This window comes from Mesorhizobium sp. ORM8.1 (assembly GCF_053005525.2).
The window spans coordinates 2285217-2298120 of record NZ_CM132600.1; the positions used below are offsets into that span (position 1 = coordinate 2285217).

Below are 12904 nucleotides of genomic sequence, written 5' to 3' on the forward strand. Positions count from 1 at the left end.
CTCAGCTCACACGGCTCCCATCAGGCAAACGTGCCGATCAGACCGAGTTGCCAGTGCACGAAGAGATCGGTGCGCTGCTTGACGATCCGTTGTAAGAACCGACTTGCCCGAGCCTTACCCCTGCCAAAGCGTTTGAACTTCCGCCTTGCCCACGCAAGCACCGTCTGATTGACGTAGCGAAGTATGGGCTGCAGCCCCGTTGGCGCGTACCGTCCATAATAGCTGATCCACCCCCTGAGGAGCGGATTGATCAGCCAGGCGATGTCGTTCAGCGAGAGCTGCGTCTGTCGGCGAATGTGCAAGTCCCTGATCTTTTCCCGCATCGCTTTCAGCGCCGAGGAACTGACCGCTGGTGTGAAGCCGCAAAACAGTCGCCCGCTTTGCGTTCCCCATACCGCGCGCGGCCGGAAACAATATCCGAGGAAGTCGAACGTCACGTTCGGATGTTGCCCTCTGCGTTTGGAGTCTCTGCAGTAGACGATCTTGGTCTTCGTCGGGTGCAGTTCCAGTCGGCATTCCGCCAACCTCGCCTGAAGCGCAGCCTTGACGGCTTCTGCCTCCTGCTCGGTCCGGCAGTGCACCAGCCCGTCATCCGCATACCGACACCATGGGAGGTCGGGATGTGTCCGTTTCATCCACAGATCAAGCGCATAGTGCAGAAAAAGATTTGAAAGAATCGGCGAAACTACGCCCCCTTGTGGAGTTCCGCAGTTTCGTTCAACCCTCTGTCCATCCTTTTCCATGGGCGCTGTCAGCCATCTCTCGATGTATAGTAATGCCCATTTGCTCTTTACGTGCCTGCGAACCGCCCTGAGCAAAAGCTCGTGCGAGATGTTGTCAAACAGTCCTTTAATGTCGAATTCTAGAACCCAGTCATATTTCCAGCACCGCTGACGCGTGACCCCTACGGCATCGAGTGCCGATTTTCCCGGCCTGTAACCGTAGGAATCTTTCAGGAAGATTTGATCGAGATCCGGTTCGATGAGCTGCTTGACCACCATCTGCGCGATCCTGTCGCTCACGGTGGGCACACCCAAAATCCGCTGGCCCCCACCACTCTTTTTTGGAATGGGGACGGCACGCACCGGTGGCGGAAAATAGCTTCCCGAGCTCATCCGATTCCAGATCTTGTAGAGATTCCCCTTCAAGTCGGCCTCGAACTGCTCGATCGTCTGCCCGTCCACGCCAGCCGCACCACCATTGGATTTGACCGCTTTATAGGCTTCGTACACCAGCCGCTTATCGATCATAAACGGCTTGTTTGTCGCATCTGTCGTTGTCATCCTGTTACCAGTTGCTTCGAAAATACGACCACCTGATCCGACCCCTTCGCTCCAGCCCCATTACAGGACTTTCATCACTACTACGGGTCGATCCGCCCCAACTTCCTGCATCGGTACCCTCGCCTCACGGTGGTGTGCCGCTTGTGCTTCTCCCTTGGCATCAGAAAGCTGGTTCCTGCAGTTCCGCGCAAAAGCCTGCATCCGGCTCATGCCCCCTATACGCCGTCCACTGTCCGCCCAGTCATCAGGCTCCCGACGGACTTGTCCCGAGAGATCCATACGCCCTCGGTTTTAGTGGTATCAAAGAGTGCTAACGACGCGTCATCGAAGGGTTTGCTTGCGCTCATCTTCCGGATGCCTACCTGCCCCGGATCATGTCCGCGGCTTTTGACCCAACGCTAACCACCATGGCTCTTCTACCACAGCAGCTTGGGCTGGTTTGAGACCCGCTCCTGAAAGCCGATCCCGAGGGGCCTACCCTCATCTTTCACGCAGCTTCTCAGCATGTTGTCAGTTCACCATCGAACCTCCTTCTGCTTGCTGCAGCACACTATGGACGCGCACTAGCTAGCCCGCCAGCGGGCGGTCTATCCCAAATTGCCGCAGGTGGCTTGGCGTCAAGACCCTCGATACGGCCGAGTTCCCGCAGCGCCCTGGCGAGCTGGCTCTCCTTTGGCGATGCCGAGAGCTTCTTCAGTATCGTCGACGGCACGACAGATCGCGTGTGATCGACGCCGCCAGGTGAAGAAGATCGTCCCAGCGGTCGACTATCAGGGCGGAGTTGATCGGAGCACCGATATGATTGGCGAGCGCTGGATATGCACCGCCATTCTCGAACGTGTGGAACTTCCCGTCTTTGAGATTGCGCAGCCGAGGTGCCGCGCTTCCGTTTGCCACACGGCGGCATCACCTTGCACGCCCAGTCCGAGATGATCCTGCTCCTTCATTGTGATGAACGTTGATCGTGGCATCAAATGCTCGTCGATCGGCCGGACGGATCGGCTGCCGTCGACCCAGATGTCAGATCGGGCGCAACAGTCATGGGTGATGCCTTCTGACCTCGACCAAGGACTCAGCGCACCGGCACCGACCAGTTCGACATCTATGGGTTCCGCTCGTTTGCGCGCTCGTTCTGGAAGGCGCTCTGTCACGCCAGCAAGGAAGTCGGCTACGAAATGCAGGAGACTGAGAGACGGCGCGTCGTCACCTCACGCGGCGCCAGCTCATTGGCGAACGTCACCCACTCTTCCAGCGGCGCGCGGTCGGTGCGGAAGGCATTTTCGGGCTTGGATGTGTCTTCACGGCCGAGTGCCATGCCGCAGACGACGATCTCCTCATCGGGAATGTTGAGCACCGGCCTGATCTGCTTGTGATAGGGTGCGAAGGCGGCCTGCGGGCAGGTGTGCAGGCCCCTGCCCCGTGCCGCCACCATGATGTTCTGCAGGAACATGCCGTAATCGATCCACGATCCCTTGTTCAGCCGCCGGTCGACGGTGAAGATCATGCCGACCGGCGCGTCGAAGAAGACGAAATTACGGTCATGCTGCGCGCGCATCCTGTCGACCTCGCGACGGCCGATGCCGAGCACGCCGTAGAGACCGAAGCCGTTAGCCCGCCGCCGGGTGAGATAGGGTTCGAAGAACTGGTCGGGATAAAAGCGATACTCGTCCCACTCGGCCTTTTCGGCGCGGATACCGGAGTTGAGGATGACGTCGGTGATCTGCTGCTTGACCTCGCCGGTGATGATGTAGACCCGCCAGGGCTGCATGTTGGTGCCCGAAGGTGCACGCGCGGCAACAGAGAGAATGGTGCGGATCGTCTCGTCATCGACCATGTCGGGCAGGAAGGCGCGCACCGAACGGCGCGACGTGATTGCCTCGTCTACGATCGCCGCATCATCTGCAACTGTAGTTCTGTTTTCCGGCATGGACCGTCCCTAGCGCATCACCCCGGAAACCGGAAATCGGTTTCCGGAAAGGATCATGCGCAGTCTAGAAATGATCCAGCGTGCCAATGGGATCACCTCGAACGAGCCGATGACGCGCGCGCCTTCGCACCGGGCAAGACGGGCGACCTCGCTGCCGACTCCGGAGGAGACACCGGTTACGACGATGATTTTACCTGTAAGTTTCAACGGCTTCTCCAATTTAATGGCTGAGGGACGGCACTCTCGTGCAGGCGACCTTCCGAACGAGTTGCCTGATGAGGCGCGCGGCGTCCTTGACCGGAGCCAGCCGCTCAATTGAACTTCTCAATGACCGCCACAGACCGCGCCCGCGCCCGCCGTTGCCCGACTTAAGCGTTCGTCCCACCTGGCGATCGAAAGATCGAAGCGCCGTTAGGCGCTGTCCTTATCCAGCATCGGGCAAGATTGATAAAATCGATTGTTTGTATGAATCTTATCGGCGCTGTGGATACAGGAAGCCGCTCTGATTTTGGTCTTTTGAGGCTGCCGCTGAGCCCTTCGGCGACATACGGATTTGCCCGCATCGGCTCCTTCAAGCCGGCGCATGTGAAGTGACTTCTGGCGTTTGCCGTTCGCGCGGACCGTCGCCCGCAAGAAAGCTGTCGGGCAACGCGTCGTGCACACCTGATCCGCAGTGCGCGAGGCGAGCGCTGCGACGGCGGCGAATTTGGAAGATGGCCCCAGGACTGGGAGTTCCTTGAAGCTTTACATTGGGATCATTCCTGAGGGCCTGCTGAAGGTCGAGAGCTGCCGCCCGGCAAACGCCGCAGTTGTAGTCGAAGAACGAGACCATACCGGCATCGCCAAACGGATTGCCTGCGATTGGCGCGCCTGGGTCGTTGAGGAGGGCGTCGCGCGGCTGCGGAATGCGTATGCGCAAGTCAACTGCTATCGGCCGTTGTTCCTCCGGTCGTTGCGGATCCTCGGCCGTATCCAGATGTCGTTTCAGCGCTCCCAGCAGCGACAATGCGAGGGCCAACAGAGCGATCACTGTGACAAAGGCGGCATTTAGTCTGGACATGGATAGGCTCCAAGAAAGAAACAAATGGCAGCACGCCCGCGGCAGCGGCACCTCCGGCCCCTCCCCCAGATGCTCCCATCGCGTCGCTTCGGTCGTGCGCCGCACCCCGTCCCGCAATTCCCGTGCCAGGTACCCGCAGCAGAAGCTCACGCAGCGCTGCGCTGCGGAAGCGTGGGCCATCGTGCACCGAACACCGCCGTGGCTCACAGCTGACTTCGTAGGCTGGGTGGCCTCGCGCGACGAGCCACCATAAGACGGCGCAACCGGCGGCGGTTTCGCGACATAAGTCGGGAAGCGTTGAAACAATTTGCGGGATTTGTCAGCGCTTCCTGTGTTCGGCACTTTGCAGGAAACAGGTCTGTGAAATTTCACCGAACGCGGCCACAAACCTCGAACGGTAGCCGAGCCCCTCGGCTGTGCGCTCGCTTTCAAGCGCTAGGTCGTACCAGGTACGCGTCACTGTCGCATTTCTGACTTGCTGCGCCCTGCGCCGATGAGGACAGCGTCATCCGACACTATCGCTGTCCTCGGCACACTGAAAGGTCTATGCTGATATTGATCTTTGAGAAGCTTCCGTCTGCGAATCGCCCGACTCCATCACAATACTCGATGGAACGGTGACTCGCGTTCTCGCTAGGCATCCCACGGATGGGCACTCGGCTGCTGGGGGTCACCATCGACGACAGTCACACTTACTGATCTCGATTTGATTGTTGAACCTCGGTCTTAAGAGCAGCAGTGCTGACCTCAAGCTCCCTAACCGATGTCGAAATGAGTTTGGCCGCATGGCACGCGCGAGCGGAGCACCCAGGCCAGCCATTGTGCTCCAATCCGTGCTCATTCCTTGCTTTTGCAGCAGCATGCAGCGCCTGTCCAGCATCGTAGGCGATCTCTGGGCAAACGGACGCTACGAGTTGCCAACAAGATCCGCCGACGATTGCGTCTGAGTGACCCCTTGTTTTTGCTCCACCTTTCCTAAGCCCGCTGTAGTTGTCGCACCGGCTCTGGTCTTGCCGGCTGAGGCCGTGAATGCGCCTCAGACGCCACCGTCATGAAAGCCTGAAGTGCTGCGGAGAGATACTCGTCTCTCCGCGTCACAAAAACAGTCGGGGCCGACCGCAGGTTGTCAGGTAGCAGGTGTATAATGAGCCGTCCGTCGGCTGCCGCATCCTGAACGACCCCCCGAGGTAGCATGGCCATCCCTACCCCGGCGGCGACGCAGCCGATTATCCCGTCCATTGTTCCAAGTTCCATCCAGCGGACATGCGTTACCCCACACGCCGCCAGGAACATGTCCATGCGCCGGCGGTAGGAACATCCCGATCGAAAGGCGAGGACCTTCAGAGCCGGTGATGCGGCCAAGGCCTTCAGATCCGAAAGCTGGCGAAACCGCGGCGAGGAGATCACAACGAGCTCCTCTTCGACGATCGATAGGCTTTTCAGTTCGGGATGAGCGATGGGGCCGGAGACGAACGCGCCATCTAGTTTGCGTGCGACGACCTCGCTGACGAGCTTTTCCGTCGGGGCAGCCTCCACCAGTACGTCGACCTCTGGATATTCTGCAGCATAGCGGATCAGGATCGGCGGAAGGCGAAGCGCTGCAGTGGTCTCCATCGAGCCGATCCTGAGTAAACCGCACGGCGTACCGCGGTCTGTGACGACGCGCTTGGCTTCGTCCAGAAGCTCTCCGACGCGCTCGGCATAGGGAACGAGCTGAATGCCGGTGGCTGTCAGTGTGACCCCTCGCCTGGAGCGATGAAAAAGCGGAGCACCGATTTCCTCCTCAAGCGATTTTATTCTCGCGGTGACGTTGGATTGCACCGTGTTGAGTACACCGGCAGCCCCTCCGATACTGTTTGCTCTCACAACCGCCTGGAAAAACCTGAGGTCGGCGCTGTTCATCAGCCATCTCCTTTTCAGATGAAAAACATCTGATCTAATCGTTTGTCTTAAGTCAAGACAATACGTTAAAGAAAATTCCGGGAACTTCCTCAAGCGGAGGAGAAGTACAGATCGATACGAACGCGTCTGACATAACCTTTCGAAATCGAGCACCATCATCCTTGCCGCGATGACACAGGCCGCCGGTGGCGCGCATGCGTCCGCCGTCGCCGACGCCGGCGGTCTGGGCCTGTTGGGTTGGGATATGCTGATCGTCAATGGTACGAAACAGAGTCGTCGCTGATTACCGATGAACGGGTTGGCTGCGGGTTCGTCGCCTGGGCAGTCGAGCCGACCTTGATCGGTTTGACCGCGCAGTTGCGGAGCGTTCGTCCGCGATGATGCTTTCGTTTTCGGATCCGGCGAAGCTCGCGGCACGGGTCAAGCAGCCGATGTTCCGCTGATTTGCATGATCCACACACTCGAACAGGCCCGGCGCGCAATCGACGTTGGCGCCGACGTTCTTATTGTTCAAGGGACCGAGGCCGGCGGCCACGGCCTGGTCGCGCGGTCAGCCATGCCCTTCGTTCCCGCAGTCGTGGATTTGGTGGCAAAGATTTCGCCTTCTGTCATTGTCGTGGCGGCAGGCGGCATCGCCGACGTAGGGGCCTGGCCGCTTCGCTGATGCTCGGAGCAGACGGGGTCCTGATGGGAACCAGCTTCTGGGCTACGCGCGATTCGCTCATCCATCCGGGAGCCAAGGACAAGGTAGTCGCGGCTTCCGGCGACGAGACAATCCGGACTTCCGTCTACGATATCGTCCGTCAGAAAGCCTGGACCGCTGGTTATACCGGCCGACTGCTCAAAAACGGATTCATCGAGAAGTGGCACGGGCGGGAAGAAGAGCTGCGCACCGCTGCATTCCGAAGAATTGTCGAAGGTCGAGGCGGCATGGGCTCTGGCGACTTCGACACGGCCAACGTGACTGTCGGTGAGGCGGTGGGCCTCATCAACGATCTGCCGTCGGCGAAGGACACGCGAGGCAGGCGAAAGATTTCACCTCTATCGCGCCGCCACGGGCGTCAGCTGCGCCGAAGCCTGGGTGGAGGAACCATCATCAAATCGTACGATTTTGAGCAGTTCTTGTTTCGAGCCCATCATGCGAAGATCGTGTGACTGTCCAAGTTTTGGCAAAACGAGAGGCATCCCACAGATGGGCACTCGGCTGCTGCGGGTCACCGTCGACGACAGTCACACTTACTGATCTCGATTTGATCGTTGATCCTCGGTCTTAAGAGGAGCAGTGCTGACCTCAAGCTCCTTAACCGATGTCGAAATGAGTTTGGCCGCATGACACGCGAAGCGGAGCACCGTGGCCAGCCGTTGTGCTCCAAACCGTGCTGTTTGCTCTCACAACCGCCCGGAAAACCATGAGGTCGGCGCTGTTCATCAGCCATCTCCTTTTCAGATGAAAAACATCTGTTCTAATCGTTTGTCTTAAGTGAAGTGTCGCAATAGGGTCAAAAAAATTTCCGGGAATATTGAAGGAAAGCCAAGCCATGCGCCAAGCAGCGCCCCGCTTTGCACTCGACCACATGGCGACGCCCGGACTCGACGTCAGGGCGCTTTTCGCTTTTGCCCGTGACCAGGGCCTGACCGATGTCCAGATCCGCAGCCAACAGCACAGCAATGCTGTTGCACGCGGCATGCCGGCGGCGGACGTCCGGTCTGCCGCCGCCAAAGCAGGCGTTGGGATTATTTCCATCAATGCCTTGCAGCGCTTCAACGAGTGGAGTCCCGCCCGCAAGGCCGAAGCGAGCAAGCTCGCCGATTATGCGGCGGCCTGCGGAGCCAAGACGCTCATGCTGATGCCGGTCAACGACGGCTCCTGGCCCGCCAATGGCCAGCGCCGGGGCGATCTCCACGTCGCCTTGAAGGCGCTCAAGCCGATCCTCCAGTCGCGCGGCCTGATCGGTCTCATCGAGCCGCAGGGCTTCCAGACCTGCTCGCTTCGATCGAAGAACGAAGCGGCTAAGGCCATTGCCTCCATTGATGGCAAGTCCATCTTCCGCCTCGTGCACGACACGTTTCATCACACGCTCGCCGGGGAGCCGTTCTTCTCCTGCGAACTGACCGGTCTGGTGCACATTTCGAGAGTCAACGATCCAATCCACTGGATCCGCCCGGATCGCATCCTGGGAGGTTTCGACAATGGCAGCCAGATCCGCGCGCTACGTGATGGCGGTTATGTGGGCCCCTTCTCATTCGCACCGTTTGTCGACGCAGCGCACCCGCTGGACGATCTGGCAGGCGCACTTGCCGCGAGCATCGATCTAGTCCGACAAGGGCTATTGACGCGAATGGCGGCGTGAGAGGCGGGAGTAAATTAGGGGTGGCTGAGACGGCTTTTGGGTCCCGCGGAGAAGTCATTCGAGACGTCTCCTGTAACAATACCATCCGGATGCTTGCCGGATCACTGTTGTGAAGGGCGGGCCATTGGACGGCCTCGGTAAATGCGGGAAGCGGCAGGGGAAGTTCGATGATCCGCAGCGGGAAAGTTTCGCCGGAAGGGCATGGTCGCTATAGGCTCTGTGCCTGAGACCATCGGCCGATCATGCTAGAGGCCTACCCGATAACCTCGACACGTCTCTTGAGGCCATGCTCAAGAAAAACCGCTCCTCGATGGAGGGCTTCAGCTCGGACCTTGAGTAGTGCGATTGCCGCAAGTGCCGGACGGAGCGATCGCCAGTTGCTTCTTCATTTCTGCCGTAGCGTAGACCTCGTCGGGTGTCCCGCCGTCGAAGATTGCAAGTTGGGACTGGTTCTGATGGGCGAGCGCGAGCTGCAGCGGATCGAGGTTCTGTACGAAGAATTGCCAGCGCCACGGCTGCGGGTTTGCTCGGCGTCTCGGCCATGCAAGTCCAGCGGCTAATGAAGACGTTTCAATCAAGGCGCGCCGGCTCTTCGCCACAAGGCGCGTGGCCGTCCCTCCAAGAACCGCATTCTTGATGGCGCTCGCGACTTTGCGCTGGAGCTGATCGGGAGCATTGCGGCGATTTCGGTCCAACCCTGACGCTTGAGCGGCACCAGCTTGCGGCAAGCAAGGAGACCTTGCGCAATGGATGAGGAAGGCGGGCATCTGGACATTTGCGGCGTGAGCCCAGTCTCGGCGTATGCCGACAAGGCTCGCCGTCGCGGCTTCATCGCCGCGCAATCGAGGGGGCTCGGACTCACGCCCAAGCCCCTTTTTCTTCCCTTCGCTCCGTTCAATCGCGCATAAACTGCGTTCCTTTCTCTGACCCGCCAAGGCTGGTCCGGCTCCCCGAAGAGAACCGCCCAGGAGCGCCGCTTTCCAGCTTGAACACCCCTCACCTGCCCGAGCAGCGCTGTAATATGCGAGCGAGTTATTCTGGCCGTGCAGTTCCCACACGGCGAGCGAGACCTAGACGGCCCTCTTGTTGCCCCAGAGCAGAACATGCAGCTGCGGCAATACGCGGGCTTCGAACCATCTGTCTCGCGTCACCTTTTCGATCAGCCACTCCATGCGCCTCATGATTCCGGCAAGGTCGACGGCCGCGTCTTCCTCACCATGGCCCGGTGGCGTGTGATTGCCGGGTTGCAGATAGACCGGGAGATGTGGAAATCGCGCGGCGGCGTCTTTGGCGAAGGCGTAGTCACTCTCGTCGAAAACAACGAGCTTGAGCACGAGTTGCGGCTTCTCCCGCGCCGCTTCGATGCAAGCCTCGAATGCAAGCCAATCGATCCTCATCTCGCTCGACGGCGGCTTTGGGCTGAGGACCAGTACGTCAAGCTCGGCAAACCAGTCCTTGACCACCGAACCCTGGGTTTCCAGCGCGAACCGGTAACCTTCAGCATGGCCTCGCTCGATCAGGCCGCCGAAGGGCTGAATGGCGGGATTTCCGCCTGACAGCGACACCATCACCGGCCGGCCGCCGGACAGCGCAATCACCCTTTGCCACACCGCATCCGCTGGCATCATCTTCCATTCATGGCGGAATTGGTTGTCCACCGCATGGAGGCTGTCGCACCAGGAGCAGCGGTAATCACACCCGCCGGTTCTGATGAAGACGGTTGGCAAACCGATAAGCACGCCCTCGCCCTGGATCGTCGGCCCAAATATCTCGCTGACCCGGATCGCGGGCTGCGTGTCCGTCACGGCCGGTACTCCGCCCAGGTTTTCGGGGTTTCGCTCACCCTCACGGCGGCGGTTTCCGGCAGCCGTGCCTTGCACCATTCATAGAAATGCCTGGCCAAATATTCCGCTGTGACCTGCTCATGTGCCAGCACGTCGTTGAGGTGCCGGTGGTCAAAGCGCTCATCGATATAGCGTTTGAGCGGCGCGAGATCGTGATAATCGCGAACGAAGCCGTGCGCGTCCAGCTCCTTGGCCGAAAGCTCCACTTCGACGATGTAGTTATGCCCGTGCAGGCGCGCGCACTGGTGTTCAGGTGGCAAAAAGGTGAGCTGATGCGAGGCCGAGAAGTGGAATTCCTTGGTGATGCGGAACATCAGGCGCTCCTCCTCCGCAGCGCCTCAAGCCAGAAATCGGTGTCCTCATAGTCGGTTGGATCGGCGTGCTGCGCGAGATGAAACGCCTCGCGCCGTTCGACGCAGGTCCCGCACCGTCCGCAGTGACGCTCGCCGCCCTTGTAGCAGGACCAGGTCTGCGCAAAAGGGGTTGCGTGTCTTGCTCCATCGCCGACGATGTCGGCCTTGGTGAGGTTCACATAAGGCGTATAAAGGCGGATCTGCGGGTCGCCGTCGAGCGCTCGGTCCTGCATCGTCTGGAAAGCTTCGATGAAGGGGGACGGCAATCTGGATAGATGAAATGGTCCCCGCCGTGAGCGGCCATCCCCACAGCTTCGACCTGGTGCGCTGCGGCGAGACCGAAGGCGATTGCCAGCATGATGGCGTTCCGGTTCGGCACCACCGTGATCTTCATGGTGTCTTCGGCATAGTGGCCGTCCGGCACGTCGACACTGTCGGTCAGCGCCGAGCCGCGAAGGCCGCGGCCGATTTGGCGGATGTCGATGATCTGATGCGCAATGTTCAGTCGCTCCGCGCACAGAGCGGCGAATCGCAATTCTTTCCTGTGCCGCTGGCCGTAGTCGAAGGACAGCAGCCCGGCGAGATCGTGCTCCGCTGCCACTTTGTGGGCAAGGGAAACGGAATCCAATCCGCCGGAGCAGATGACGAGAGTCTTCATAATGGTATCCTTGTTTTGACCGGGTAAGGCTGCGACCGGAGATTTCTCTGCGCTCCCCTAGCCCAGCCTGTCCACTTTGTGAACCCTGCGGGAGTGTGAAGCGCTGACGTGCCGGAGTGCGGCAGGGTCGCGACTGCGGGACTGAACCTCTTCAGGCGGATGTTCAAACCCGGGCATATGCTCAGAAGGACAGATGCGAAGCGGACCTCGCGACATGGCTGGGGTAGAAGCTGCCTTGCTAAAGATCTGCGTTGAAGAGCGGAGGCTGCAGAGGCCACGCGCTGCCTGGCAGGGCAATGAGGAAAAGTGAGCCTAGTGCAGAGGTCTAAGTTTAGGGGTCGTCGTGCCCCCGCTTCAGCATCAGTCCGAATCGGACACCACGGTGGCTGGGCGGCAGAACCCTGCTAAGGCGGTCGTCAGCCGACATCTGTGAACAAGCCGTCTGCGTCGTTGCAATCACCCCTCTGTTACGCGCAATTGCCGACATGGCCTCGGATGAACTGGATTGGGCGATTTTCCAGATGGCGGTCGAAAGCGTCCGCTCACTCTCGCTAAGCTTCAACGAAAGAGCCGCGGAAATAGCGGCGAGGAGCCAGGGTACCTTGGTTTTCGACGTGCGGGTCGACGGTGACCCGGAGGTGCAGCGCATCGCAGCCATCCGCTATCAAAGCGAACGGACTGGCCTGGTCGCGTTGGACAGACAAGGCCTTGTTACCCAGTATTGCATGGTGAATGGCACTTTCTCAGATCTGATGGCACCGTTGGAGAACTGGACCCGCATGCCGCTGTCCGTGCAGGCCAAGATCGATGTTACCGCCCATGCCGGTCTGTTCCTCGGCGCCTTACGAAATGCCGGTCATATGCTTGGCAGTTAGCGTGACCGGAATGCATGTGTGATTTTGCATCCGCCCGGGGCCGGCCCGCGAGCAACTGTCTACCGAGCTTCTCCAGGGCGGATGTCTCACAGCCAGGGAGACCGCGACCATCTGCTGCTCGCGTCCGTGACCTCCCAGGTAGCCGACCGGGGAACGACTCTTCTACTGATCAGGCAGCGTCCAATATGTCCGGCTCCGGCTCAAGAATTCCGGCGGGTAGCGACAACGATTTGGCGATCCGGTCCCGATAACCCTTGTTGTATCTCAGGCCGGACTCAATGTTGAGGATTTCCTCAGCGGCAAGCCCGCATGCCACTGCCAGGTCCTCGACGGAATATCCAAGGTGCTCACGATAAGCACGGATGATGTGGGTCCCCGCCGACATGGCCGTCAACACCGGCTCGGGAATGCGTGATTCTTTCATAAACACCTCAAAACAAGAGCAAAGACGCCTGGCACCTCGGGAGAGTTCCTCTGGACCCGGATAGTCAAATAAACTGACGCCAATTCAGCCTGGTGCATGGGGCACATTAGACCGGCGGCTGGAGGCGGTATATGGTGGTTCGACTGGGTCCCATCAAGTCGGCCTGCCGTAAGATGGTCTGATCGGCTGTACGACCCTGCGCAATCCGGGGCTGATCATCGCCGACG

12 protein-coding genes and 4 pseudogenes are annotated in these 12904 nt (G+C 59.7%); 4 read left to right on the forward strand and 12 right to left on the reverse strand.

Annotated elements, in window-relative coordinates; all coding sequences use genetic code 11:
* Positions 1-20: 20 nt before the first annotated feature.
* The 6 genes and pseudogenes from ltrA to ACVDG8_RS11780 all read right to left on the reverse strand — a co-directional run bounded on the left by ltrA (position 21) and on the right by ACVDG8_RS11780 (position 6172).
* On the reverse strand, positions 21-1283 hold the full coding sequence (gene ltrA, locus ACVDG8_RS11755) for a group II intron reverse transcriptase/maturase (RefSeq protein ID WP_447254863.1): 1263 nt from the start codon (positions 1281-1283) through the stop codon (positions 21-23).
* A gap of 625 nt (positions 1284-1908) precedes the next feature.
* Positions 1909-2162, reverse strand: a pseudogene (locus ACVDG8_RS11760) (Tn3 family transposase); the annotation flags it as partial.
* A gap of 289 nt (positions 2163-2451) precedes the next feature.
* Entirely contained in the window at positions 2452-3210 is a 759-nt protein-coding gene (locus ACVDG8_RS11765; RefSeq protein ID WP_447254864.1) for a nitroreductase, read from the reverse strand.
* 9 nt (positions 3211-3219) lie between these two features.
* Positions 3220-3417 (reverse strand): hypothetical protein, encoded by a 198-nt coding sequence (locus ACVDG8_RS11770; RefSeq protein WP_447254865.1) that lies wholly within the window; start codon positions 3415-3417, stop codon positions 3220-3222.
* A 364-nt stretch (positions 3418-3781) separates the two neighbouring features.
* Positions 3782-4270 carry a hypothetical protein gene (locus ACVDG8_RS11775; RefSeq protein WP_447254866.1) on the reverse strand — a complete coding sequence of 163 codons (489 nt, stop codon included), beginning with the start codon at positions 4268-4270 and terminating at the stop codon, positions 3782-3784.
* Between the two features lie 975 nt (positions 4271-5245).
* Positions 5246-6172 (reverse strand): LysR family transcriptional regulator, encoded by a 927-nt coding sequence (locus tag ACVDG8_RS11780; protein ID WP_455707703.1) that lies wholly within the window; start codon positions 6170-6172, stop codon positions 5246-5248.
* A gap of 448 nt (positions 6173-6620) precedes the next feature.
* Between ACVDG8_RS11780 and ACVDG8_RS11785 the strand changes: the two are divergent.
* Together ACVDG8_RS11785 and ACVDG8_RS11790 are read left to right on the forward strand one after the other, a co-directional pair.
* Positions 6621-7327, forward strand: a pseudogene (locus ACVDG8_RS11785) (NAD(P)H-dependent flavin oxidoreductase).
* A gap of 383 nt (positions 7328-7710) precedes the next feature.
* Positions 7711-8523, forward strand: coding sequence for a TIM barrel protein (locus ACVDG8_RS11790; RefSeq protein ID WP_447254868.1), 813 nt, complete (start codon positions 7711-7713; stop codon positions 8521-8523).
* 34 nt (positions 8524-8557) lie between these two features.
* Here ACVDG8_RS11790 and ACVDG8_RS11795 read toward each other — a convergent pair.
* Positions 8558-8889: pseudogene (locus ACVDG8_RS11795) on the reverse strand (LysR family transcriptional regulator); the annotation flags it as partial.
* On the reverse strand, positions 8844-9218 hold the full coding sequence (locus ACVDG8_RS11800; RefSeq protein WP_447254869.1) for a hypothetical protein: 375 nt from the start codon (positions 9216-9218) through the stop codon (positions 8844-8846). The pseudogene ACVDG8_RS11795 and the gene ACVDG8_RS11800, both read right to left, overlap by 46 nt.
* Positions 9219-9269: 51 nt before the next feature.
* On the opposite strand from ACVDG8_RS11800, the gene ACVDG8_RS11805 reads away from it, so the two are divergent.
* The gene (locus ACVDG8_RS11805) at positions 9270-9431 is read left to right on the forward strand and encodes a hypothetical protein (protein ID WP_447254870.1); all 162 of its coding nucleotides are present in this window, start codon (positions 9270-9272) and stop codon (positions 9429-9431) included.
* A gap of 162 nt (positions 9432-9593) precedes the next feature.
* Here the strand turns inward: ACVDG8_RS11805 and queE are convergent, their stop codons facing one another.
* The 3 genes and pseudogenes from queE to queC all read right to left on the reverse strand — a co-directional run bounded on the left by queE (position 9594) and on the right by queC (position 11378).
* On the reverse strand, positions 9594-10328 hold the full coding sequence (gene queE, locus ACVDG8_RS11810) for a 7-carboxy-7-deazaguanine synthase QueE (protein WP_447257311.1): 735 nt from the start codon (positions 10326-10328) through the stop codon (positions 9594-9596).
* Entirely contained in the window at positions 10325-10681 is a 357-nt protein-coding gene (gene queD / locus ACVDG8_RS11815) for a 6-carboxytetrahydropterin synthase QueD (RefSeq protein WP_447254871.1), read from the reverse strand. Before queD ends, queE begins: the two co-directional genes overlap by 4 nt.
* Positions 10681-11378 (reverse strand): annotated as a pseudogene (gene queC, locus ACVDG8_RS11820) (7-cyano-7-deazaguanine synthase QueC). Before queC ends, queD begins: the two are co-directional and overlap by 1 nt.
* A gap of 485 nt (positions 11379-11863) precedes the next feature.
* Here queC and ACVDG8_RS11825 point away from each other — a divergent pair.
* Positions 11864-12253: a hypothetical protein gene (locus tag ACVDG8_RS11825; RefSeq protein WP_447254873.1), complete on the forward strand. Its 390-nt coding sequence runs from the start codon at positions 11864-11866 to the stop codon at positions 12251-12253.
* Positions 12254-12422: 169 nt separating this feature from the next.
* On the opposite strand, the gene ACVDG8_RS11830 is transcribed toward ACVDG8_RS11825, so the two are convergent.
* A complete protein-coding gene (locus ACVDG8_RS11830; protein ID WP_447254874.1) occupies positions 12423-12677 on the reverse strand; it encodes a helix-turn-helix domain-containing protein in 255 nt (84 codons plus the stop codon).
* Between the last annotated feature and the right edge of the window lie 227 nt (positions 12678-12904).

What these genes read in the sequence shown, in the direction of transcription:
- ACVDG8_RS11790 (WP_447254868.1), top strand. Translation starts at nt 7,711, where the DNA reads ATGCGCCAAGCAGCGCCCCGCTTTGCACTCGACCACATGGCGACGCCC.
- ACVDG8_RS11805 (WP_447254870.1), top strand. Translation starts at nt 9,270, where the DNA reads ATGGATGAGGAAGGCGGGCATCTGGACATTTGCGGCGTGAGCCCAGTC.
- ACVDG8_RS11780 (WP_455707703.1), bottom strand. Translation starts at nt 6,172, where the DNA reads ATGAACAGCGCCGACCTCAGGTTTTTCCAGGCGGTTGTGAGAGCAAAC.
- ltrA (WP_447254863.1), bottom strand. Translation starts at nt 1,283, where the DNA reads ATGACAACGACAGATGCGACAAACAAGCCGTTTATGATCGATAAGCGG.
- ACVDG8_RS11830 (WP_447254874.1), bottom strand. Translation starts at nt 12,677, where the DNA reads ATGAAAGAATCACGCATTCCCGAGCCGGTGTTGACGGCCATGTCGGCG.
- ACVDG8_RS11825 (WP_447254873.1), top strand. Translation starts at nt 11,864, where the DNA reads ATGGCCTCGGATGAACTGGATTGGGCGATTTTCCAGATGGCGGTCGAA.
- queD (WP_447254871.1), bottom strand. Translation starts at nt 10,681, where the DNA reads ATGTTCCGCATCACCAAGGAATTCCACTTCTCGGCCTCGCATCAGCTC.
- ACVDG8_RS11775 (WP_447254866.1), bottom strand. Translation starts at nt 4,270, where the DNA reads ATGTCCAGACTAAATGCCGCCTTTGTCACAGTGATCGCTCTGTTGGCC.
- ACVDG8_RS11765 (WP_447254864.1), bottom strand. Translation starts at nt 3,210, where the DNA reads ATGCCGGAAAACAGAACTACAGTTGCAGATGATGCGGCGATCGTAGAC.